The following is a 22,915-nucleotide window of genomic DNA, read 5'->3' as shown; positions in this document are numbered from 1 at the left end:
CCGGCGGCAGGAGGTGAGGACCGAGCGGCTCCGCGACGAGCGGGGGTGAGGGGTGCACGATGGCCGACGGCGCCAACGCCACGCTGGCCGGCGGACGGCGGGGCGGGGCGGACGCGACGAAGGGTGCCCCGCGGCGACCCGGCGGTGACGCCCTGCTCGCGGCGGTGGCCGCCGTCTTCACGGTGGTCCAACTGGTCTTCGTCCACCCGGGCATGGGGCTCGGCTGGGACGAGACGGTGTACGTCAGCCAGGTCACCTCCCACCACCCCGCCGCGTTCTTCAGCGCGCCCCGCTCCCGGGGCGTCTCCCTGTTGGTGGCGCCCGTCGCCTCCTGGTCCTCGTCCGTCGAACTGCTGCGCGTCTACCTCGCGGTGCTCTCCGGTCTCGGCCTGTATCTCGCGCTGCGGTCCTGGCGGGGCCTCTTTCCGGCCCGCGTCCTGGCCACGGCCGGGGCCTTCTTCGCCACCCTGTGGGTGACCCTCTTCTACGGTCCGCAGGCCATGCCCAACTACTGGGTCGCCGTCGGCGCCCTGGTCTGCGTCGGCTGCTTCCTGAGGGCCTGGCAGGGGCTGCCCGGCCGGGCCGCGCCGTGGGGTGTGGTCGCCGGGGCCGCGCTGATGGCGTGGATGCGGCCCACCGACGCCGTCTGGGTGACGCTGCCGCTGCTGGCGCTCGCCCTCGTCCCAGGCCGCCGGCTGCTGCTGCTCGCCCTGGTGGGAGGCCTCGCGGCCGGGGGAGTGGAGTGGGTGATCGAGGCCTACGGCTGGTACGGCGGCCTCGGGGAGCGGCTCTCCCGGGCCTCCGAGATCCAGGGCGGCCTCGGCTGGAACCTCGCCGTCGACGACCAGATGCGCAGCCTGGGCGGACGGGGCCTGTGCCGCCCGTGCACCGGATCGCTGCCGCACCCGGTGGTGACGGCGTGGTGGGTCCTGCTCCCCTTCGTCGCCGCCCTCGGCGTGGTCGTCGCGGTGCGGGCCAGGCGTGCCGCGCCCACGCTGATCCCCTTCGTGTGCGCCGGGACGGCCGCGCTGCCCTACCTGTTCATGATCGGTTACGCGGCGCCCCGCTTCCTGCAGCCCGCCTACGCCCTGCTGGCCGTCCCGGTCGCCGACGCGCTGTGGCACCTGGTCCGTACGGAACGCGGCCGGTGGCGGCCGGTGGCGGCGATCGTGGTCGCGCTCGCGCTCGCCGGACACCTGGCGGTGCAGTTCGCCGTCCTGGAGGGGACCGTGGACCGCAACATCGCCAGCCGCCGGGACTGGTCCCGGGTCGCCGACGAGCTGCACCGGCTCGGCGTCCGCCCGCCCTGCCTGGTCACCGGTCACGAGTCCATCCCCATCGGCTACTACGCCGGGTGTTCCTCCGGCGCGACCAGCGGCAACAACGAGAACACCACCGCCGGCGAGATCCTGGACACCGCCCGCCGGATCCCGGTCGCCGCCGTCACGGGGCCGGACGGCGCCACGCCCGGCTACGCCCGCGACTGGACCCCGCACCGCGTCACCGACCTGACCGTCCGGGTGGCACCCCGGCGCTGAAGATCACCGGCTCGGACCGGGTTAGAGATCGCGTATCGGGAAACGCGAACCGGACACCGAGATCACGAGCCGACGCAGCGCGAGAGGGAGGCAGCGATGGGCACGGACCCGATGGCCGACGACGTCTACCAGCCCACCGGAACCAACGAGGAGCAGGAGGACGCCGCGCCCCTCGACCTCCAGGACGCCGTCGACGAGCGCACCTACGACGACACGCTCGACGAGGGTTACTCCCCGCCGGAGAAGCCCCTGGGCGTGACCAAGCACGGCACCACCGCCGCCGAGCAGCACGACGGCGAGTCGCTCGACCAGCGGCTGTCCCAGGAGGTGCCGGACGTGTCGGCGCCCGACGGGGACGGAGTGGGCGACAAGCCCGACGGCGAGGGCGAGCCGGTCGACCCCGAGGCGGGAGACGAGCGCTCCGGCCGGCTCGTCGCCCCCGACGAGGGGGTACGCGCCGACACGACCAAGGAGACGGTGGCCGAGGACGTCGGCATCGACGGCGGTGCCGCCGGGGCCGAGGAGGCCGCCATGCACGTCGTGGAGGACGAGACGGCGCTGCCGGACCGGGAGGACGACGGCCGGACCGCCTGACCCCACGCCCCCCGGGCGGGAGCGGCCCGCCACCCGGCCCGGACCGGTGCCCTGCGCACCGGTCCGGGCCTCGCCGTGCCGGGCGGCCGCCGGGTCAGGGCAGCAGCTTGTCGAGGGCCGCGGGACCCTCCTCGTCCAGCTTGCGCCGGGCCCAGTCGAGGTTCTTCGGGGTGACGTCCCGGCCGGCCGCGAGGACGAGGTCCTCCGGGGAGACGTCGGTGCCGGTGCGGGTGTGGAGCAGGGCGTCGGGGGTGGCGCGGTCGTCGTCCGCGCGGGCTTCGGACGGCCGCGAGGCGTCGGGCTGTGACGTCGACATGATCAGTGCTCCTCGGATCCGGGTCGCTGATTCGGTGCCGTGCTGTTGTCGGTCCCGAATATCCCGATATCACCATTCAATGCGGACGCGTCCCTCGCATCCGGAGGACGGACCGGCCCGACGTGCCGGACGGCTCCACGCCCCGTGCAATGAGACCTGTCGATCATTTCGCCCGCCAGAAGGACCAGCTCATGGCGCGAGGACGAACCGGTGCCGGGGGACGGGGGAACGCGGGGGCGGGGGGCCTGAGGCATGGGGCGAGTGGTGCGCCCGCCACGGGGTGGTGGTCGTCGTCGCCTGGCCGGCCGCACTGGTGGTGCTGAGGTGGCGAGCACGGCCCGGCGGCGGCGTCAGCGGACCGGCGGGGGCGAAGGAGTGAGGACGAGCATCGTGACGTCGTCCTCCACCTCGGGGCAGAAGCGCACCAGGTCGGCCCAGACCCGCTCGGGCAGCGCGGCGGGGTCCTCACCGGCGAAGGCGGCCAGCCGCTCGGCCAGCGGGTAGTACGCGCCGTCGGTGTCCCTCGCCTCCACCACCCCGTCGGAGGCGAGGAAGAGCAGGTCGCCCCGGCGCAGCGACACCGTGCACGCCTCGATGGCCCCCGAGTCCGCCAGCCCCAGGCCCAGCGGCGTCCACGGCGAGACCCGCACCTCCGTCGCCCCGCCGTCGCGCAGCAGCAGCGGGGGAGGGTTGCCGCACACCACCACGTCGACCCGCAGCGCGTCGGCGGAGAACTCCAGCAGCGCCGCCGTGGCGAACAGCTCCGCGTGCCGCGCGTGCGCCGAGTCCACCAGGAGTCTGCGGTCGAGACGTCCGGCGACCGACGCGAGGTCGGGCTGGTCGAGCACCGCCTCCCGGAACGCCCCCAGCAGCGACGCCACTGTCGAGACCGCCGACAGCCCGTGCCCCTGCACGTCCCCCATCACGACCCGTACGCCGAACGGGCCGTCCCGCACGTCGAAGAAGTCGCCCCCGACGAGGGTCCCGCGCTGTGCGGCCCGGTACAGCCCCGCACAGCGCAGCGCCCCCACCCGTTCGGGCAGCGGGGGCACGACGGCGTGCTGGGCGGCCTCGGCGACCGTGCGCTCCTGGTCCAGCTGGGCGTCACGGTGGCTGCGGACGAAGGACACGAACACGCTCAGGCCCGCGACGAAGACCACGGTCAGCAGATCGGCGTCGCCCGGCCGGTCGAGCTGGAAGACGGGGACGGTCAGCAGCGCCACCACGGCACCGCACAGCAGGGCGGTCGCCATCGGGCCGTACGACAGGACGGCCAGCGGCGGGATGGCGCCGAGCAGGAAGCCGACGTCGAGACGGTCGTCGCTGACCAGGGTCGCGACGCAGACGGCCACGACGAGGGCCGGGGGGAGCACCCGTACCCAGCGGGGCGGCGGGGCGCCGCTCAGCCAGCTCCGCCGGTCCTCGCCCCGGCGCGGTGACCGGGCCGACACCTTTCGCACACCACCACGCTCCTACGCCGCCCCGGCTCCCGCACGCCGAGCCGGGGCGGCCGGCGGAAGCTAGAACCCGGTGAGCGTCAGCCGGATGCCGGTGGGCGCGGTGTCCTGGATGTACGAGGCGAAGTCGGCCACGTCGTCGAAGGCGAACCCGTACGCCCTGCCGTCCTCGGTCGCCGCGTGGACCGCCTTCGCGTAGTGGTTGGTCAGCGCCGTCCGGTAGAACGTCGCGGGATCGGTCGTCGGCTGGTCGGCCGAGGAGACCAGCGTGGAGCGGTTGAACCCGGCGCCGAGGACCGCCGCGACCGGACCGGTCGTCCCGTCGTTCGGCGCGGCGAGCGCACCGTCGCAGAACAGCACGTCCCGGGTGGACGGCCGGGCGAAGGACACCTGGGCGGGCCCGTCGAAGGTCAGCCGGTCACCGCGCACCCGCCCGGTGAAGGTGCCGGCGTTGGTGGTGATCCGCAGGTCCCTGCCGGTGTAGGTGCTCCACACCTCGTCGATGTACGGGGCGAGGTAGTCCTTCGGGAACAGCCCGGCGTCCAGACCGTGGCCGGGCGCGATCACCCGGGTGTCGCCCACGACCAGCGGCGCGAACTCCTCGACCCGCCGCACCGCCTCGAAGACGGCCGCCCGCCCTCCCGGGCGCACGGTGCCGGTCGTCTGGTCCTTGGCGCCGGTCAGCCGGATGGCGAGCGGCACGCTGAACATGTCGACCATGGTGGTGTTGCAGAACATCCCGGCGGAGTTGTAGGTGAACTCCGCGCAGTCGTGCAGCACCCCGTGGTTGGGGTCGGACCCGACCCAGCCCGCCGGGTACTGCAGCGCGGGGTCGCCCGCCCCGTCGGCGACCACCTTGAACTTCAGCTTCTCGCCGAGCGACACGTAGATCCGGCCGGAGAGGTACGGCAGTGACAGCGTTGTCTCACCGCTGCCGGCGAGGCTGATCGCGTAGTCGGTGTAACCGTCCGGGCCGTTGTCCGACAGCGCCACGGGCGCGACGGTGCCGTCGGGGGTGACGCGCACCTGGCGGCCGTCCTGGTTGCCGACGATGTAGACGTGCACGTCGGCGTTGCCGAAGGAACCGGTGCCGTTGACGATCGTCAGCGGCAGGGCGGCCGCCGCCCCGGCCCGGGGAGCGGCAGCGGATCCGTCCGCGGTGACGCCCGCGAGGGCGTGCGGGGCGAGAGCGGCGACGGCGGGGGCCGCCACGACCGCTCCGCCGAGGGCGGCGAGCAGCTTGCGGCGGCCGAGGGGGCGCTGGTGACGAGGAGTCATGTGGGGGGTCTCCAGTGTGATCGGGGCATGACAGAGTGAGGGCGGAACTGCTGAGAGCGCTCTCACGCCGGGCCGATGGTACGCAGAACACCAGGGCCGGCCAACCGTCCCCGGGCGATCCCAAAACGCGTATCCCGCCGGGTACTCGGGGTCTCCTGATCTCGCCCGGGATCGCTTAACCGGTGCTTAAGACCCGCTTAATCCGAGCCGGAAAACGGGTGGCCACCCGTGCCCGGCACCCCGTACTGTGTGGGCCACGCCCCGAGGCCGACGGAAGGAGGGCAGAGCCGTGCAGTCCATCCCCTTCCCGCGCTCCCTCCCCGCAGTCCCGGCGTACCTCGTCTGACCGGGAGCGCGCCCCGCATCACGCATCCCGGAGGAATCCGTGACCGATCTGGTCATCCGCGCGCTCGACGAGAGCGACGCCCACCTTTTCGACACCCTGCCCGACCCGCTGGGTGCCCGTGAGGGCCACCGGCTCACCCGCCACCGCCCGGACTGGAAGCGCGTCGCCCTGCGCGACGGCGCCGTCGTCGCCCGCGGCGCCTGGTGGGGCGGGCCCGACGACACCGCACCCGTCACCCTCAACTGGTTCGACGTGGCCGAGGGCGAGGAGGAGGCCGGGGTCGAACTCCTGCGCACGGCCCCCTGGCAGGTGGAACTGGAACTCAACCCGCCGGGCACCTGGCGCGAGGAACCCGCCGTGCGTGCCGCCGTCGAGGCCCGGTTCGCGGCCGCACGGGCGGCGGGGTACGACCTCCTGGTCGAACGCTTCCTGTACCGGTGGACGCCGGAGTGCGGGCTGCCCGTCCGGCCCGGCCGTCTGGACTTCCGCCCCGAACAGGACGACGCCGTGTTCTTCGACGCGCTGCGCCGCATCCACTCCGTGACCCTGGACGCCCACGCGCTGATGGAGATCGAGGAGGGCGGCCTCGACCGGGCCGCGCAGGCGGAACTCGACTTCTTCCGCTGGTGCCCGTCGCCGCGGGAGTGGTGGCAGGTGGCGTACACCCCGCAGGGCCGGCTCGCGGGCATCCACATACCCGCGCACAACCCGTCCGGCCCGTGCGTGGGCTTCATCGGCGTCCTGCCCGAACACCGCGGCCGGGGGTACGCCTTCGACCTGCTGGCCGAGTGCACCCACTTCCTGGTCGAGCGGGGCGCCGAGTTCGTCTCCGCCGCGACCGACCGGGGGAACACCCCCATGGCCGCCAACTTCGCCAAGGCCGGTTATCCGGTGGTGCGGGAGAGGATCAACTTCCGGCCGCCGGCGGCCGGTCGCTAGTCGGCCTGCGGGAAGCCGGCCCGGAGTCGGGGGAGACCCCGCCTCCCGGGCCGGCTTCCCGCCTCCCGGGCCCGCTCGGCGCGTGAGGCCTGCGCCGCCCCGTCCCGGGTGGCCGACGGCGACACCGCCGCCGCTGTCGGCACCGGCCTTCCGGGCCGGCCCCTACCGCCCGGTCAGCAGGGCCTCGGCCTCGGCGAGGATCTCGGTGACCCGCAGACCGAACGAGGCGTCGCACGGATGCGGGTCACCGCCCGCGGCGGAGGTCAGGAGCGCGTCCGAGGCCCGCATCAGCGCGGGCACCGGACCCTCCGCGCTCTCCGGCATCAGCGTCACGCCGGCCCGGCCGCGCAGCTCCACCGCCGCCCCCGCAGCGGCGGGCGGCGCCGTCAGGCTGAGCGTGAGCGAACTGGACGCGCCGTCGGCATGGCCGAGGATGAGGTGGACGGTGTCCCCGGGCCCGGGGGCGGCGGCCGCGACGCGCGTGACGTCGCCGAGGGCCGGCAGCAGCACGGACAGCGCGTGCGGCCCCACGTCCCACAGGGCGCCCTTCTCCTGCCGCCACGGCGAAGCGGCGAACGGGCTGTCGCCGGTGAACACGGCGCCGAGCCACTGCGCCCGCGCCGTGAACCACCCGCCCGTCGCGGCCTGTTCGGCGATCCACGCCTCGGTCCCGGGGTGGAAGCGGGTGGTGAAGAAGACGACCGAGGCCACGCCGCTCGCCCGTACCGCCTCGACCACCGACCGCCCCTGCGCCACCGTCGCGGCGAGCGGCTTGTCGAGCAGCAGATGGCACCCGGCCCGCGCCGCGCGCACCGCCGACTCGGCCTGCACCGCCGGAGGCAGCGCGATCGCGACGGCCTCCACGTCGGCGAGCAGGGCGTCGACGTCGGCGTAGGCACGGGTGCCGTGCCGGTCCGCCAGCTCCTCGGCGGCCGCCGGGCGGCGGCCCCACACCCCCACGAAGTCCAGGCCGTCGTGCCGGCGCAGGGCGGGGGCGTGTGCCATGTCCGCCCAGGGGCCGGTGCCGAGCAGTCCGATACGCATTCCGCCGCCTCTCCACGGTGCCGGGCCCGACGCCGGGCCCGGACGTTCCTCCAGGACGGCCGGCGTACGCCGCACCGGCCGACGCCGAGCGTGTCACACCGGCCGGCCACGCGTCGCTCCCGAGGCGGACGCGGGAGGACCGAGCGCGCGTGCCGGGGCCGGCCCGCGTGGCCGAGGGGCGGCCCCGCACCGCCCGTTCGAGTGTTTCCGCAGGTCGAAGCGTTGCCTGTCGCCCTCCGTCGGACCGCTGGTGATTCTGCCGATCCCCCCACCCGCCCCGCCCGCCGACAGTGGCACCGCCAGCTCATCGGCGAGGACCTCCGGTGGATGTGCCGGGACGCGACCCCACGTGTCCGGGCGTGTGCGATCACCGGTGGTTTCCCCGCCACGACCGAGAGGACGACCCCTCGTGCAGCAGAACCCCCACACCCACGCCGCGCGCCCGGCCCGCGGAGCGCGGCGGCGCCTGGCCGGCGTCACGGCGGCGGTCGCGGCCGTCGTCGGGCTCAGCACCCTCACCAGCCCGGGCGCCCAGGCCGCCGACAACCCCTACGAGCGGGGCCCGGCGCCGTCCCAGTCCAGCATCGAGGCCCTGCGCGGCCCGTACTCCGTGGCGGACACCAGCGTCTCCTCGCTCGCGGTCACCGGCTTCGGCGGCGGCACGATCTACTACCCGACCGACACCAGCGACGGCACGTTCGGCGCCATCGCGGTCGCGCCCGGCTTCACCGCGTACCAGTCCTCCATGGCCTGGCTCGGTCCGCGACTGGCCTCACAGGGCTTCGTCGTCTTCACCATCGACACCAACACCACGCTGGACCAGCCCGACTCCCGCGGCAGGCAGCTCCTGGCGGCCCTGGACTACCTCACCGAGCGCAGCTCCGTCCGGGGACGGATCGACAGCAGCCGGCTCGGCGTCATGGGCCACTCCATGGGCGGAGGCGGCACCCTGGAGGCCGCGAAGTCCCGCCCCTCCCTCCAGGCGGCGATCCCCCTCACCCCCTGGAACACCGACAAGAGCTGGCCCGAGGTCAGCACCCCGACCCTCATCGTGGGGGCGGACGGCGACACGATCGCCCCGGTCTCCTCCCACTCCGAGCCGTTCTACTCCAGCCTGCCGTCCCGGACGGACCGGGCGTACCTGGAGCTGAACAGCGCGACCCACTTCTCGCCCAACACGTCGGACACGACGATCGCGAAGTACAGCATTTCCTGGCTCAAGCGGTTCATCGACAACGACACCCGCTACGAGCAGTTCCTGTGCCCGCTGCCGAGGGCGAGCCTCACCATCGAGGAGTACCGGGGCAACTGCCCGCACACGTCCTGACGCTCCACACGGCACCATCCGGCGGCGGTCGCGGGTACGTTGCGACCGCCGCCGGCGCGTTGTGCCGGCGCACGGCCCCCGGACGGGACCGCTGGGCGCCGGCACAGTGCGTGACGGCGGCCGCGGGGCGCACATCCGCAGGTGACACGCCCCGCGGCCGGGCGGACGGGGCGGACCGATGGCTTCCGCGTCAGGTTACGCGCGCGTAACCTCCCGGGAATGACCGGAGAGACGACCGTACGTACGGCCGTGCGGATCCACGGCCGCGGCACCCAACGGCAAGCGGTGCGCTCCCTGTTGGACGGGCTGCGCACGCACAGCGGCCACCTCCTCGTGGCCGGCGAGCCCGGCCTGGGCCGGACCGCCCTCCTCCAGTGGGCCGCCCGCTCCTTCCGCGCCGGTCCCGTGCTCCACCTCGGGACCGACCCGCAGAGCAGCCCGCCCGGCACCGCCGAGGAACTGCTCGCCACCCTGCGGGCGACGGCGGGGCAGGGGCCCGCGCTCGTCTGCGTCGACGACGCGCACCTGTGGGACACCCCGGCCCGGACCGCCCTCGGCGCCGCGGCGGCACGTCTGCACACCGCCGGCCGCGTCGGGCTGCTCCTCTCCGTCGCCGGACACCGCGCCGTCGGCCCGGAGTTCGCCCACCTCCCCGTAGTCCGCCTCGACCCCCTCGCCCGGCCGGAGGCCGACGCGCTGCTCGACGAGGTGACGGACGGCGCCGCCGATCCGGCGGTCCGCGAGGAGCTGCTGGCCGGGGCGGAGGGGAACCCGGCCCTGCTCCTGGCCCTCGTCCGCCGGCTGTCGCCCGCCGAGCTGCGCGGGCACCGGCCCCTGCCCACCCCTTTGGTCGACGCCGGGAGCCTCGCGGAGGTCGCCGGCCCGGCGCTGGCCGGCACGCCCGCCGATGCCCGGGACCTGCTGCTCACGGTGGCGGCGGCCGCCCGGGCGTCGGACGCGCCGGACGTCGACGCCGGCGTGGCCCTCGACGCCGTACGACACCTGCGGCCCGAGTCCGCGACGGCTCCGTCCGTGGACGCCCTCCCCGAACTCCTCGCCCTGGCCGACGAGCGGCTCCGGTTCCACGGGCCGCTGGTCGGCCGTACCGTCCACGCCACCGCCGCACCGGACCGGCGCCGTGCCGCGCACCGCGCGCTGGCCGACGTGCTGGAGACCGGGGGTCACCGGCTCCCGGCGCTGCTGCACCGCTCCTGGTCCCTGACCGGTCCGGCGCCCGAACCCTCGCTCGCGGACGGGCTGGCGGAGGCCGCCGCCGACGACACGGCGCCGGCCTCCCACCGGCTGCGCGCCACGGCGTACACCCGTGCCGCCGAACTGACGGCCGACGGCCCGACGCGAGCCCAGCGGTACACGGCCGCGGCCGAGCAGGCCCTGCTCGCCGGCCGCCCCGACCGGGCGCGTCACCTGCTCGCCGCCGCCCGGGGCCGCGGCGCGCCGGCCGAGGTGCGGGGGCGGGCCGAACTCGTGCGCGGGTTGACGGAACTCAGGGACGGGCCCGTCGGGGACGCCCACCAGTCCCTCCTGCTGGCCGCGTCCCTGCTCGCCGAGGACGCCCCCGCCGACGCGGCGACCGCCGCCCTGGCCGCCGCCAACGCCGCCTGGGCGGCGGGAGACCTGACGGCGTGTCTGGCCACGCTCACCCCCGGGCCACCGACCCACCCCGAGGAGACCCTCGCTCCCGGGCGCGCCACGGCCCCGCCTCCCGCCGGACCCGTGGACGCACCCGTGCCGCCTCGTGCGGAAGGGCCACCGGGACCACCGGAGGACGCCGCCGCGCGGGCCGAGCCGTCGGCACCGGCCGCCGGCGGCCGGCACGAAGGGCGCGCCGCGCCGCCCCCCGATCCGGTCCGCGACCACCGCGTCGGCATGCGGGCGCTGCTCGAAGGGCGGCTCGACCGGGCCGCCGCACCGCTCGGGCACGTGGTCGAACGCGCCCGGACCGACGACCGGCCCGATGACCTGCTGCGGTCGGCCGCGGCCGCGCTGCTGCTGGGCGACGCGGACGCCGCCCGCCAGGCCGGCGCGCGTGCGCTGGCCGCCGCCCGGCAACTGCGTTCGGACGCGCTCGTACCGCAGGCACTGGAGTACCTCGCCTACGCCGAACTGCGCGCCGGGCGCCACCCGCAGGCCCGCGCCCACGCGGAGGAGGGGCTGCGCACCGCGCTGCGCACGGGACAACGCAACACGGCCGCCCACCACCGGGCCGTACTGGCCCTCGCGGCGTCGATCGAGGAGGAACCGGAGGCCGTCGCCGAGCACGTGTCCGCCGCGCTCGCCACGGCCCGGCGGCACGGACTGGCCCAGGCCGCCACGCTGGCGGAGTGGGCCGCGGCCCGGGCCGATCTCGGCCGGGGACGCCCGCTGGACGCCGCCGACCGGCTCGGCCTGCTGGTGCTGCCCGGGCCCGGGCGCGGGCACTTCGCGGTGTGGCGGCTCGCCGTGCCCTGCTTCGTGGAGGCCGCGGTCCTCGCCGGACGCCAGGAGGAGACCCGAGCCGTCCTCCCGGACTTCGCCGACTGGGCGGCCTTCGGCGCCGATCCGCAGGCAGCCGCCCAGCTGGCCCGCTGCCACGCCCTGCTCGCCCCGCCGGAGCGCGCCGACGACCTCTACCGGCACGCGCTGGCCCGGCACGACGAGGCGGGCGGCGACTTCGAACGGGCCCGCACCGCGCTGCTGTACGGCAAGTGGCTCCGCCGGCGGCGCAGACCGCGCGAGGCCCGCGGCCGCCTCGGCGCCGCCCTGGCCGGCTTCGACCGCTGCGGCGCCGGCGTCTGGGCGGCACAGGCACGTGGCGAGCTGCGGGCGCTCGGGGCGGCACCGCGGCCCGGCGACGCCGGAGCGCTGACCGGCCTGACCCCGCAGCAACTGCGCATCGCCCGGCACGTCGCCGAGGGCGCCACCAACCGCGAGGTCGCGCTGAACCTCGCGGTCAGCACCCGTACCGTCGACTACCACCTCCGGAAGGTCTTCGCGGCGCTCGGGGTACGGTCCCGGCTGGAGCTGGCCCGCATGGTTGAGCACGCCGAACAGGCCGGAGAGGCCGGTCAGGCCGAAAAGACCGGTGCACAACCCTAGGGACCGACCGGACGGTATGCCATCCTTCGGGGCAGGACGAGTCAGGGGGCGTGCCCGGCACGGGCGGTCAGCCCGTCACGGGGCGCCTCCGCAAGCCCTGGCCTGGGGAGGACCGCGATGCAGCACGCCGTACGGTCACGAGCAGCGAACCGCGTCGGGCTGACGCCCGTTCCACGCCCGCGGACGCCGAGCGTCACGTCGCTGATGGACGCCGACGCCCTGCGCGTCCTGCACCGGGCCGCCCGCGCCCTGCTGGACGACCTGCCCGGTCTGACCGACCGGCTGGTGGCGCTGCTCCAGGAGCAGGAGCCCGCCTACCGCGCGGCCGTCGCGAAGGACCCCACGGCCACCTGGCAGGAGGCGCACCGCTCACTGCGGCACAGCGTGGCCTCGCTGCTCGACCCCCGCGCCGCCCGGGAGGCGGCCCGCCGCTGCTCCTGGCGGATCGGCGCCGCCCGCGCAGAGCAGGGGCTCCCACTGGACGCCCTGCTGCACGCCTTCCGCCTGGGCGGCTCCCTGGTCTGGCAGCGGCTGGTCGAGGAGACCTCCCGGACCGCCCCGGAGGACGTGCGCCTCCTCGTGCACGTCGCCGCCGACGTGTGGAACTTCGTGGACGAGCACTGCACCCTGGTGGCCGACGCCTACCGGCAGACCGAGTGGCAGCTGAGCCGGCGCCGCGAGAACCGGGCCCGGCTGCTCGCCGCCGGCCTGCTGGACGGCACCAGCCGCATCGCGGACCTGCCCGAGGCCGCGCAGGCGCTGGGCCTGCCGGAACAGGGCCGGTACGTCGTCGTGGCGGTCACCGGCGGGCACTGTGCCCGTCCCGACGCCGCCCGCGCCGCGGCCGTACCGTCCGGCGCCCGGGTCCACTGGCACGCGGGCACCGAGAACGACTACGGCATCGTCCTGGTCGGCGCCGACGACGAGGGACTCCCCGAGGCGCCGGAGCCCGAAACGGACCGGGACACCGGGCCCGCCGGTCTGCGGATCGGCATCGGCAGCCCCGTCGACGGTCTCGCCGCCGTCGGCGACGCCCGCAGGTCCGCCGACACCGCCCTGGACATCTGCCCGGAAACCGGCGGCACGGTCCGGCTCGCCGACCACCTCCCCGCCGCCCTGGTCGTCTCCAGCCCGGACCTCGGCCGAGCCCTCGCCGAGAAGGTGCTCGGCCCCCTGCTGCGGCTGGAGCCCGCGGACCGCGAGGTGCTGCTGGACACCCTCACGACCTGGCTCGACTGCGACGGCTCCGCGCAACGGGCGGGGGAACGCCTCTACTGCCACCGCAACACGGTCCTCAACCGCCTGCGCCGTTGCGAGCAACTGACCGGCCGCTCCCTGGCCCGCCCCGCCGACCTGGTCGAGATGAGCCTGGCCCTGACCGCCCGCCGGGTCCTGCGCGACTGAGCGCAGCGCGGCCTTCCGCCCAGACCGGGGGGCGCCCGATGCCGGCTTCACCGTCCGCCGCGCCGGACGCACGACCGCGCCCACCAGCGACCCGGCGCGGCGGGTCGCACCTGCCCCTGCACGACGCGCGACCCTGTGCGCCTCCGGGGCCCGGGCCCCCGGGACCGACCGGGCACCGTCCTCCGGAGGTCGGTCCCGGCCCACACGGGCCACCTCCCCCCGGGGGCCACGGCTCGCACAGGCATCCTCCGCGGCTGGGGCGTGCACAGCAGCCCTCCGCAGCCACGGGATGCCCAGCACGGGCCGGACGCCCGGCCTGCCCTGGCACCCCGCTCCGGGGCCACACGGCACCCCGCGAAGGGCCCCGTCTGCCCGGGCACCCTCTTGCGGGGGTCGCGGTCCACGCGGGCACCCCTCCGAGGGCCCCGGTCTGCCCGGGCACCCTCCCGCGGCGGTCACGGCCCGCACCGGCACCCCTCTGAGGGCACCCGCCTGCCCAGGCACCCTTCCTCGGGGGCCACGACCCGCGCCGGCATCCTCCGCAGGACTCCAGCCCCGCACCGGCACCCGCCCCCCTCCCAGCCACCCCCCAGCCCGCACCCGGGACCGGCCCTTCACCCCCGCTCTCGCGCCCCCTCCCGTCGCCCCGCACCACATCCGGGACCGGCCCGTTACTCTCCGCCCCACACATCCCCCGTCCCCCGCCCAGGCACCCCCCGGCCCCCCGGCGCTGGGCATCCGCACAGACTCTCCCGTCCGCGACTGGGACGCCGCAGCGACCCAGGCCGCAGGCCTGTACCGGCGCCCGTCCGCGTGCTGTCGTGAGCCCTCCCTCACCCGTCACCGTGCCGTTCTCGGCACGGTCCCAAGGAGCCGCGATGCCCGCAGCACCACCGGACGGCGAGCCCGCGCTGCACGTCGAGAGCCTCGACGTGACGTACGGGCGCGCACTGTCCGCCCTCCGTTCCGTGTCCCTGACCGTCCCGCACGGCGGCGTCGTGGCGCTGCTCGGCGCCAACGGCGCCGGCAAGACGACGCTGCTGCGGGCCGTGTCGGGCACACTGCGCCTGCACCGCGGCGCGATCACGGCCGGCCGCGTCCGCTACGGCGACACGGCCCTCGACGGCAGGGACCCGGTCGCCGCCGTACGCGCCGGCGTCGTCCAGGTACCCGAGGGCAGGCGGGTGTTCGCCGGACTCACCGTCGACGAGAACCTGCGCGCCGGCGGGCTGGGCCTCAACCGCCGAGCCCCGGCGCAGGTCAGCGAGGCGCGGGACCGCGTCTTCACCCTCTTCCCACGGCTGGCCGAACGCACCCGCCAGGCGGCCGGCCTGCTGTCCGGCGGCGAGCAGCAGATGCTGGCCATCGGCCGCGCCCTCATGGCCGCACCCCGTCTGCTCCTCCTCGACGAACCCTCCCTCGGGCTCGCCCCGCTGATGGTGGACCGCATCGCCGAGGTCGTCCGCGAGATCAACACCCAGGGCACCGCCGTACTCCTCGTGGAACAGAACGCCGGCATGGCGCTGTCCCTCGCCGAACACGCCTACGTCCTGGAGGTCGGTGAGATCGGCCTGTCCGGACCCGCCGACGAACTCGCGCGGACGGACGCCGTACGCCGCCTCTACCTGGGCGAGGCCGCCGACGACCAGGGGGCCGCGTGACCACCGGTACCACCGCGCCGCCCACGCTCGAGGTCCGGGACGTGACCGTGCGCTTCGCCGGACTCGTCGCCCTCGACGACGTCTCGTTCACCGTCGCCCCGGGCACCCTGCACGCCGTCATCGGCCCCAACGGCGCCGGCAAGTCCACCTGCTTCAACGTCCTGTCGGGCCTGTACCGGCCCACCACCGGAACCGTCCGGCTCGGCGACGCCGAACTGACCCGTCTCGCGCCGCACCGGATCGCGGCCCTCGGCGTGGCCCGCACCTTCCAGAACATCGTCACCACCCAGGGCACCGTCGCCGACAACCTGATGCTGGGCCGCCACGCCCTGTCCCGGGCCGGCTTCGCCGCCAGCGCCCTGCGTCTGCCGCACGCCGTGCGCGAGCAGCGCGAACACCTCGCCAAGGCGCGTGAGATCGCCGAACTCACCGGCCTCGGCACCCATTTCGACACACCCGTCGCCCTGCTGTCCTACGGCGACCGCAAACGGGTCGAACTGGCCCGCGCCCTCTGTCTGGAGCCCCGTGTACTGCTGCTCGACGAACCCGTGGCCGGCATGAACGCCGCCGAACGCGTCCGGATGACCGAGGTCGTCCGCGAGATCCGTACCGAACTCGGCCTGTCCGTGGTGCTGGTCGAGCACGACATGGGCCTGGTCATGCGCCTCGCCGACGAGGTCACCGTCCTCGACTTCGGCAAGGCCATCGCCCACGGCACCCCCGACGAGGTCCGTCGCGACCCCGAGGTGCTGCGCGCCTACCTCGGCACGGGCACCACCGGGGAGGACGCGGCATGAGCGGCTTCCTCGACAACCTCCTCAACGGCCTCGCCCTGGGGTCGGTCTACGCCCTGATCGCCCTCGGCTTCGTCACCATCTTCAAGGCCTCCGGCGTGCTCAGCTTCCTGCACGGCTCGCTGCTGCTGCTCGGCGGCTACCTCGTCGCCGTCCTCCACGACGACATCGGCTTCGCCGGGGCGCTCGCCGTCGCGGTCCTGGTGACGGCCGCGGTCGCGGGCGCCCTGGACCGGCTGATCCTGCAGCGGGTCGGCGGGAACGACCCGCACGCCTCCCACGTGCAGACCATCGTCACCATCGGCATCGACATCGTCCTGGTCACCGACCTCGCCCGGCGCATCGGCGGCGACCTGCTGCCGCTCGGCGACCCCTGGGGCAACTCGGTGACCGACCTGGGCCCGGTGACCGTCGCCGACAGCCGCATCGCCGCGATCCTGGTGTCCGGCCTGGCCATCGCCGGCGCCTTCGCCCTCTTCCGGTTCACCCCCTGGGGCCTGTCGCTGCGCGCGGCGGCCGAGGACGGCGAGGCCGCGGCCCTCATGGGCGTACGGCTGACCCGCGTACGCACCGTCGCCTGGTGCCTGGCCGGCGGACTCGCCGCACTCGCCGCGGTCTTCCTGGTCGCCTTCCCGGCACCCGGACTGGAGCGCACCACCGGGCAGATCGCCCTCAAGGCCTTCCCGGCCGCCATCCTCGGCGGCATGGCCTCACCGGTCGGCGCGCTGGTCGGCAGCATGCTGATCGGCCTCACCGAGGCCTTCGTCGCCGGCTACCAGTCCGAGCTGCACGTCCTCGGCGAGGGCTTCGGGGACGTCGCCCCGTACGCCGTGATGGTGCTGGTCCTCCTGGTGCGCCCCGCGGGACTCTTCGCGGCGAAGGGAGCGGCTCGTGTCTGAGCTTCTCAAGGGGAGCGCCCTCCTCAAGCGCGGCGGACTCCTGCTGCTGCCCGCCCTCCTCCTGTGCGGCCTGCCCTTCTACCTCGACGCCTTCTGGCTGCGCATCGGTCTGTTCTCCATGGCCGCGGCGATCGGCGCCGTCGGTCTCAGCCTGCTCAGCGGCACCGCGGGACAGCTCTCCCTCGGGCACGCCTTCTTCCTCGCCGTCGGTGCCTACGGCTACGTGTGGCTCGCGGGCGAGCCCGGCCCGGGGCTGCCGCCGGCCGTCGCCGCCGTCCTCGCCGTGCTGCTCGCCGGCGCGGCGGGCGGTCTGTTCAGCCCCGTCGCCGGCCGGGTCAAGGGCGTGTACCTGGGCGTCGCCACCCTCGCCCTGGTCTTCCTCGGCCACCACGTCCTGCTCACCGCGGACTCCGTCACCGGCGGCTTCAACGGACGCTCGGTGCCGCCGCTGGAGATCGGCGGGTTCACCTTCGCCGAGTCCGACCCGGAACTGACCGTCCTGGGCGTGCCGTTCGGCGCGGAGGAACGGCTCTGGTACCTGGGCCTGGCCCTGTTCGCCCTCACCTGGTTCACCGCGCGCGGACTGCTGCGCGGGCGCCCCGGGCGCGCCCTCGTGGCGGTGCGCGACAGCGAGACCGCGGCGTCCGTGATGGGCGTGCACGTGGCCCGGTACCGCTCCTCCGCCTTCGTCGTCTCCTCGATGTACGCGGGCCTCGCGGGCGTCCTGCTCGCGCTCTCCTTCCGCCGGGTCGTGCCCGACTACTTCTCCCTCCTCCTCTCCGTCGACTACCTCGCCATGATCGTCATCGGTGGCCTCGGCTCGGTGGCCGGAGCCACCGCGGGAGCCGTCTTCGTGACCGCGCTGCCGCTGCTGATGACCCGCTACGCCGACCAGTTGCCGCTGGTGGCGACGCCGGGCTCCGGAGGCGGCTCGATCGGGCCGACCGAGGCCTCCCGCTACCTCTACGGCGCGGCGATCGTCGTGATCCTGCTGTACGCCCCGGACGGCCTGCACGGACTGGCCCGGCGCACCCGCGCCCGCCTGCGCCGCACACCGCCCGTCAACGAGCAGCCCGGCACCGGGCCCTCGCCCCGACCCTCCACCGCCGCCACCACCGCACGAGCCAAGGAGCACACCCCGTGAACGTCACGCACCCCAGAGCCCGCACCACCCGGACCGCCGCCCTGGCCGCGGCACTGGCCGCCGTGCTGCTCGCGGGCACCGCATGCAGCTCCAAGGCGGACGGCGGCGGGAAGACCGACGACGCCGCCGACGGCGTCAAGGCCGGTCCCGGAGTCACCGAGAAGGCCATCAAGCTGGGCGCGCTGACCGACCTCACCGGCCCCTACGCCACCCTCGGCAAGAGCATCGTGCAGGCCCAGCAGATGTGGGCCGACGAGACCAACGCCGCGGGCGGCATCTGCGATCGCAAGGTCGAGATCGTCGTCAAGGACCACGGCTACGACGTCCAGAAGGCCGTCACCGCGTACGCCGACATCTCCTCGGACGTCGTCGCGCTGCCCCAGGTCATCGGTTCGCCGGTGGTCGCCGCGCTGCTCGACGACATCCAGCGCGACAACATGCTCACCTTCCCGCAGGCCTGGGCCGCCTCCCTGCTCGGCATGGACTCCGTGCAGGTCCTCGGCACCACCTACGACCTCGACATGATCGCCGCCGTCGACTTCCTCACCCGTTCGAAGAAGATCGCCAAGGGCGACACGATCGGCCACGTGTACTTCGAGGGGGACTACGGCGCCAACGCGCTGGAGGGCTCCGAGTGGGCCGCCGAGCAGGCGGGGATCAAGGTGGCCGGGCAGAAGATCAAGGCCACCGACACGGATCTGACCGCCCAGGTGGCGGCCCTGAGCAAGGCCGGCGTCAAGGCGATCCTGATCAGCGCGGGCCCCGCGCAGACCGCCTCCCTCGCGGGCGTGGCCGCCGCCCGCGGGCTGACCGTGCCGATCGTCAGCAGCGCGCCCGGCTACTCGCCGCAGCTGATGAAGACGCCGGCCGCCAAGGCCCTGGAGGCCATGGTCCACGTGGTCAGCGCCGCACCGCCGGTCAGCTCCGACCTGCCGGGCGTCAAGAAGATGGTCGCCGCCTACGGCAAGAAGTTCCCCGGCGAGCCGGTCGACTCCGGCGTGCTCTCCGGGTACAACGCCGCCCAGCTCATGGGCGCGGACCTGAAGAAGGCCTGTGAGGGCGGCAGCCTCACCCGTGAGGACGTGGTCAAGGCACACCGCTCGCAGAAGAACGCCGACACCGGCCTCGGCACCCCGCAGGACTTCACCAGCGTGAAGGAGCCGGCCAGCCGGTCCACCTACGTGATGAAGCCCTCCGCCAAGGCCGTCGGCGGCGTCGTGGGCGTGGAGGAGGCGCACAAGGCGCCGGGCGTCGACGCGTACCTGGCCGACCGAGGCTGAGAGACCTGAGTGGCCGTCAACTCGACCGCTGGAAGGTCGTTTTGGCGGCCACTCGGGCCACCCGCTGGTTTCCCTGTCCACCGGGTCTTTAGGATGTACTCTCTGTCATGCCAGTCCAGTTGGCGCCCGTACGGAGCTGGGGGAACGATGCAGGCCGACAAGCAGCTGTCCACGGAGATCGACGCCAACGTGCCCACAGCCGCACGTATGTACGACTACTACCTGGGCGGCAAGGACAACTACGCGGCCGACCGGGCGGCGGTCGGGGAGCTCGACAAGGTCGTCCCCAGCACCCGCCGGCTGGCGCTCAACAACCGGCGCTTCCTCCAGCGTGTGGTCAGGACCCTCGTGCAGGACTACGGCATCCGTCAGTTCCTGGACCACGGGTCCGGTCTTCCCACGCAGGACAACGTGCACCAGGTCGCCCAGCGCGTCACCCCCGACGCGCGCGTCGTCTACGTCGACAACGACCCGATGGTGCTGGTCCACGGCCGGGCGCTGCTGGACCAGAACGACCGGACCGCGGTCATCCACGCCGACATGCGGTCGACGGACGAGATCTTCGCCCACCCCGACACCCAGCGCCTGATCGACTTCTCGCAGCCGGTCGCCGTGCTCTTCAACTCGGTCTTCCACTGCATCCCCGACAGCGAGACCGACGGCCCCAAGGCGGTCATCAAGCGGGTCACCGAGCGACTGGTGCCCGGGAGCTACGCGGTGATGTGCCAGTTGGTCAGCGAGAAGGCCGAGGTGCGGGAGTTCGTCACCGACTTCATGAACCAGGCCACGCAGGGGCACTGGGGAAGGGTCCGCGAACCCAAGGACGTCGAGGCGTACTTCGAGGGCATGGACATCCTGGAGCCGGGCCTGGTGGAGGTCTCCACCTGGCGCCCGGACAGCGAGGTGGCGCCGCGCCAGCTCACCGACGAATGGATCGAGTTCGGCGGACTGGGACGCATCCGCTAGCGCGGAGGACGGTCCCGGGGAACGCCGAGGGCCGCGCGCGATGCGTGCGGCCCTGGTCCTTGCCCCCTTGCGGTCCTGCCTCCCCGTCACTCCTCGGAGTAGCGCTGAGCCATCGTCCGGCGGAGCATCTCCAGTGACTCGCGCGGCGTCAGCGCCTCGTCGGCCAGGCGGTCCAGCGCGACCCGGTACTCCTCGGTCTCGTCGAGATCCTCGAGGAAGTTGGCGCTCCTGATGTGCTCCAGGTACACCACGTCGGGCAGGTCCGTGCCACCGAAGCGCAGGTAGGTGACGGGGATCGCGGGCGCCGACGCGTTCGTCACGTCCAGCGGCACGATCTGCAGCGTCACATGGGGCTGCTCGGCCATCTCGACCAGGTGCGCCAGCTGCTCGCGCATGACGTCGCGGCTGCCCAGCACGCGCAGCAGCACGGACTCGTCGATGATCGCCCACAGTTGCGGTGCGTCGCCGCGCCGCAGCAACTCCGCGCGGCGCATGCGCAGTTCGACGCGCCGCCGGACCTCGCCCGCCGGCGCGTTCGGCAGCCCCCGCTCGACCACGGCCTGGGTGTACCCGGCTGTCTGGAGCAGGCCGGGGACGTACTGGATCTCGAAGGTCCGGATGGTCGCCGCGGCCTCCTGGAGGCCGACCAGGCGGTCGAACCACTCGGGCATCAGGCGCTTGTCGTACCGCTGCCACCAGCCCGGCTCGCCGGCCCGCTGCAACAGCTTGAGCAGGACCGAGGCCTCGTAGTCGTCGGTGCCGTACCGCTCCAGCAGCGCACGGACGTCGGTCTCCGTCGGGGGCCTGCGGCTCTTGCCCGACTCGATGCGCGAGAGCTTGGCCGCGCTGAACCCTAGTTCGCGCGCCGCCTGGTCCTGGGAGAGGCCGGCGTCCTCACGGAAACCCGCCAGCTGGACGCCGACCAGCATCTTCAGCAAGGTCGGAGCGGGCTCGACCCGGTCCAGGTACGGTTCGAGACGGGAGATGCGATGCGACGTGGCGGACATCCTGACTCCCAGCAGACGGGCAGACTTGAGAATCCACACTATCTCATCCGGGTTATGCCCGCCGCATCGGCCCGTGGAAAATGGGTAGTTGGCCTCCGCTCGGCGGTCGGCCCGCCGGCCCCAGCGGTCGTGCGACCGCCCGGCTCACACCAGGTGGTCGAATTCGCCCTCCTTCGCCCCGGCCAGGAAGGCGGCCACCTCCCCGGGGGTGTAGACGAGGGCGGGCCCGTCCGGGTCACGGGAGTTGCGCATCGCGACGCCCCCGTCCACGAGGGCGACCTCGACGCAGTTGCCCTCGGCGTTGCTGTGCCGACTCTTCATCCAGCAGGCGTCCAACGAGCTGGCCTGCACTCCGTTGCGCACTGATGGCACCGCGATCTCCTTGCCGTTCGGGGGAGCGGGCGGACCGAGTCCCGTCGGTCCCCGAGCGCTCCCATCCGATTTTTTTCGCGCAATTTCTCGTGCAATTGCACGCGAGCGCTGTCAGCGTGGATAATAGCCGTGGCGTCAACCCCTTGGTCGGCGCCCCGTTCTGACGTCGCATCAGGGAGATGCCGTGTCGTCACCTGCGCATCCAACGCTCCGGTCGCCCGGTGAGTCCGTGCCGGAGGCGGGCGCGACGAGTGGGTTCGGCGGGCTCCCCCACGTGCCGCGACCGGCCGCCGGTCGCCAGGAGTGGCCGTGCCCGGCCCCGCACCCGCCGCGTCACGCGCAGGGTGGCGGGCCCGTGTCCGCGGTGCTGCGCCTCGCGTGCAGCGCGGAGGGCTTCGCGCGGGCCCGGGTCTTCACCCGGGACACGTTGAGGGGCTGGTCCCTCGGCCGGTATGCCGACGACGCCGTCCTGGTGATCACCGAACTCGCCGCCAACGCCGTGTCGCACGCGGTGCCGTCCGCGGCGGCCGGAGCTCCGGAGATCCGGCTGGGACTCGCCGTGGGCCCCGGCCACCTGATGCTCACCGTCTCCGACCCCGGGGACAACGCGCCCGTCTTCACCCCGTCCGGCGACTCGGCACTCGAGGAGCACGGACGCGGCCTGTGCATCGTCGACGCCCTCGCCGAGGAGTGGGGCTGGACCCCGCGGCCCCCGGCGGGCAAGACCGTCTGGGCCAAGTTGTCGACCCGCACCCCCACCTGACCCGACTGCCGCGGAAGGGCCCCACACCATGCGCAGCGCTCCGACACCCGAGCCGAGCACCCAGCGCACCGACCCTGCGAAGCCGCCGTCCGGCCCGCCCCGCACCGTCCTCCTCGCCGGACTGGACGGGGTGCCCTGGACCGACATCCAGGACTCCAGCGGTTCGGCCGCCGCCATTCCCCGGTTGCTGCGCAAGGTCGCCTCGGGGGACCCCGACACCGCCCGCGCCGCTCTCGACGATCTGCGGAAACGCATCTGCCAGTACGGCTTCGTCGTCGAGCAGGCGACCGCCGCCACCGTGCCCTTCCTGTGGGAGCTGGCGCAGTGGCCGCAGGTGAACTGCCGGGCGCAGATCATCCAACTGCTCAAGAACATCGCCGACGCCCGGCAGTGGGAGACCACCGCCACCGCCTATCCCAAGCTGCTCAACCACCGTGAGAACCCGGTGGCCTGGGAGCGTGCGGCCCGGCAGGCCGTCCGGGCCCGCCGGGGCGAGCTGGCGCGACTGCTCGTCGAGGGGGACAGCGAGATCAAGCGGGCCACCACCGAGCTGGCCCGCACCCTCGGAGACTGAGGCCCGCGCCCTCCACGGGGGAGAAGGCGCGGGCATCCCCCCGGCCACGTCCCGGCCTCCGGAACGGTGTGGCGCCCGCGGTGCCGAACGGGTAGGAAAGCGCGAGGAGAAAGCGC

The 22,915-nt window shown here is 74.4% G+C and carries 20 protein-coding genes; 14 read left to right on the top strand and 6 right to left on the bottom strand.

The genetic code is table 11. From position 1 onward, the window contains the following. Window positions 1-59: 59 nt before the first annotated feature. A complete protein-coding gene (locus ACZ6EG_RS23310; protein ID WP_469607208.1) occupies window positions 60-1,538 on the top strand; it encodes a hypothetical protein in 1,479 nt (492 codons plus the stop codon). Between the two features lie 96 nt (window positions 1,539-1,634). Beyond that, window positions 1,635-2,132, top strand: a complete 498-nt coding sequence (locus tag ACZ6EG_RS23305) for a DUF5709 domain-containing protein (protein WP_356604933.1) — start codon at window positions 1,635-1,637, stop codon at window positions 2,130-2,132. 94 nt (window positions 2,133-2,226) lie between these two features. On the opposite strand, the gene ACZ6EG_RS23300 is transcribed toward ACZ6EG_RS23305, so the two are convergent. The 3 genes from ACZ6EG_RS23300 to ACZ6EG_RS23290 all read right to left on the bottom strand — a co-directional run bounded on the left by ACZ6EG_RS23300 (window position 2,227) and on the right by ACZ6EG_RS23290 (window position 5,183). Continuing rightward, a complete protein-coding gene (locus ACZ6EG_RS23300) occupies window positions 2,227-2,448 on the bottom strand; it encodes a hypothetical protein (protein WP_356604931.1) in 222 nt (73 codons plus the stop codon). A gap of 350 nt (window positions 2,449-2,798) precedes the next feature. Then, entirely contained in the window at window positions 2,799-3,908 is a 1,110-nt protein-coding gene (locus ACZ6EG_RS23295; RefSeq protein ID WP_469607203.1) for a PP2C family protein-serine/threonine phosphatase, read from the bottom strand. Between the two features lie 60 nt (window positions 3,909-3,968). After that, on the bottom strand, window positions 3,969-5,183 hold the full coding sequence (locus ACZ6EG_RS23290; RefSeq protein WP_391970622.1) for a glycoside hydrolase family 64 protein: 1,215 nt from the start codon (window positions 5,181-5,183) through the stop codon (window positions 3,969-3,971). 385 nt (window positions 5,184-5,568) lie between these two features. On the opposite strand from ACZ6EG_RS23290, the gene ACZ6EG_RS23285 reads away from it, so the two are divergent. After that, window positions 5,569-6,468: a GNAT family N-acetyltransferase gene (locus tag ACZ6EG_RS23285; RefSeq protein ID WP_469607199.1), complete on the top strand. Its 900-nt coding sequence runs from the start codon at window positions 5,569-5,571 to the stop codon at window positions 6,466-6,468. Between the two features lie 162 nt (window positions 6,469-6,630). Here the strand turns inward: ACZ6EG_RS23285 and ACZ6EG_RS23280 are convergent, their stop codons facing one another. After that, on the bottom strand, window positions 6,631-7,512 hold the full coding sequence (locus ACZ6EG_RS23280; RefSeq protein ID WP_469607196.1) for a Gfo/Idh/MocA family protein: 882 nt from the start codon (window positions 7,510-7,512) through the stop codon (window positions 6,631-6,633). Between the two features lie 409 nt (window positions 7,513-7,921). On the opposite strand from ACZ6EG_RS23280, the gene bdeA reads away from it, so the two are divergent. The 9 genes from bdeA (at window position 7,922) to ACZ6EG_RS23235 (ending at window position 20,083) form a co-directional block, all read left to right on the top strand. After that, window positions 7,922-8,839, top strand: a complete 918-nt coding sequence (gene bdeA / locus ACZ6EG_RS23275) for a bis(hydroxyethyl) terephthalate hydrolase (RefSeq protein ID WP_391970619.1) — start codon at window positions 7,922-7,924, stop codon at window positions 8,837-8,839. Window positions 8,840-9,058: 219 nt separating this feature from the next. Then, window positions 9,059-11,935: a helix-turn-helix transcriptional regulator gene (locus tag ACZ6EG_RS23270; protein WP_391970618.1), complete on the top strand. Its 2,877-nt coding sequence runs from the start codon at window positions 9,059-9,061 to the stop codon at window positions 11,933-11,935. A gap of 117 nt (window positions 11,936-12,052) precedes the next feature. Beyond that, a complete protein-coding gene (locus ACZ6EG_RS23265) occupies window positions 12,053-13,339 on the top strand; it encodes a PucR family transcriptional regulator (RefSeq protein ID WP_391970617.1) in 1,287 nt (428 codons plus the stop codon). An 878-nt stretch (window positions 13,340-14,217) separates the two neighbouring features. Beyond that, window positions 14,218-15,000: an ABC transporter ATP-binding protein gene (locus tag ACZ6EG_RS23260; RefSeq protein WP_391970616.1), complete on the top strand. Its 783-nt coding sequence runs from the start codon at window positions 14,218-14,220 to the stop codon at window positions 14,998-15,000. Further along, window positions 14,997-15,797 (top strand): ABC transporter ATP-binding protein, encoded by an 801-nt coding sequence (locus ACZ6EG_RS23255; protein WP_469607189.1) that lies wholly within the window; start codon window positions 14,997-14,999, stop codon window positions 15,795-15,797. Before ACZ6EG_RS23260 ends, ACZ6EG_RS23255 begins: the two co-directional genes overlap by 4 nt. Continuing rightward, entirely contained in the window at window positions 15,794-16,693 is a 900-nt protein-coding gene (locus ACZ6EG_RS23250) for a branched-chain amino acid ABC transporter permease (RefSeq protein WP_391970614.1), read from the top strand. The genes ACZ6EG_RS23255 and ACZ6EG_RS23250 overlap by 4 nt, the downstream gene beginning before the upstream one ends. Continuing rightward, window positions 16,686-17,837: a branched-chain amino acid ABC transporter permease gene (locus tag ACZ6EG_RS23245; protein ID WP_391970613.1), complete on the top strand. Its 1,152-nt coding sequence runs from the start codon at window positions 16,686-16,688 to the stop codon at window positions 17,835-17,837. The genes ACZ6EG_RS23250 and ACZ6EG_RS23245 overlap by 8 nt, the downstream gene beginning before the upstream one ends. Next, a complete protein-coding gene (locus ACZ6EG_RS23240; protein WP_391970612.1) occupies window positions 17,834-19,117 on the top strand; it encodes an ABC transporter substrate-binding protein in 1,284 nt (427 codons plus the stop codon). The genes ACZ6EG_RS23245 and ACZ6EG_RS23240 overlap by 4 nt, the downstream gene beginning before the upstream one ends. Window positions 19,118-19,264: 147 nt before the next feature. Then, window positions 19,265-20,083, top strand: coding sequence for an SAM-dependent methyltransferase (locus tag ACZ6EG_RS23235; protein ID WP_391970611.1), 819 nt, complete (start codon window positions 19,265-19,267; stop codon window positions 20,081-20,083). 86 nt (window positions 20,084-20,169) lie between these two features. Here the strand turns inward: ACZ6EG_RS23235 and ACZ6EG_RS23230 are convergent, their stop codons facing one another. Then, window positions 20,170-21,090, bottom strand: a complete 921-nt coding sequence (locus tag ACZ6EG_RS23230; RefSeq protein WP_469607181.1) for a helix-turn-helix domain-containing protein — start codon at window positions 21,088-21,090, stop codon at window positions 20,170-20,172. A 144-nt stretch (window positions 21,091-21,234) separates the two neighbouring features. Further along, the gene (locus ACZ6EG_RS23225; protein ID WP_391970609.1) at window positions 21,235-21,462 is read right to left on the bottom strand and encodes a DUF397 domain-containing protein; all 228 of its coding nucleotides are present in this window, start codon (window positions 21,460-21,462) and stop codon (window positions 21,235-21,237) included. A 355-nt stretch (window positions 21,463-21,817) separates the two neighbouring features. On the opposite strand from ACZ6EG_RS23225, the gene ACZ6EG_RS23220 reads away from it, so the two are divergent. Together ACZ6EG_RS23220 and ACZ6EG_RS23215 are read left to right on the top strand one after the other, a co-directional pair. Continuing rightward, window positions 21,818-22,225, top strand: a complete 408-nt coding sequence (locus tag ACZ6EG_RS23220; RefSeq protein ID WP_391970608.1) for an ATP-binding protein — start codon at window positions 21,818-21,820, stop codon at window positions 22,223-22,225. A 28-nt stretch (window positions 22,226-22,253) separates the two neighbouring features. Continuing rightward, window positions 22,254-22,799 (top strand): hypothetical protein, encoded by a 546-nt coding sequence (locus ACZ6EG_RS23215; RefSeq protein WP_356604900.1) that lies wholly within the window; start codon window positions 22,254-22,256, stop codon window positions 22,797-22,799. The last annotated feature ends 116 nt before the right edge of the window (window positions 22,800-22,915 follow it).

Source organism: Streptomyces sp. NPDC041968 (assembly GCF_055589025.1).
Note: the sequence above shows the minus strand (reverse complement) of the source record. Positions and strands in the feature narration are given on the sequence as shown.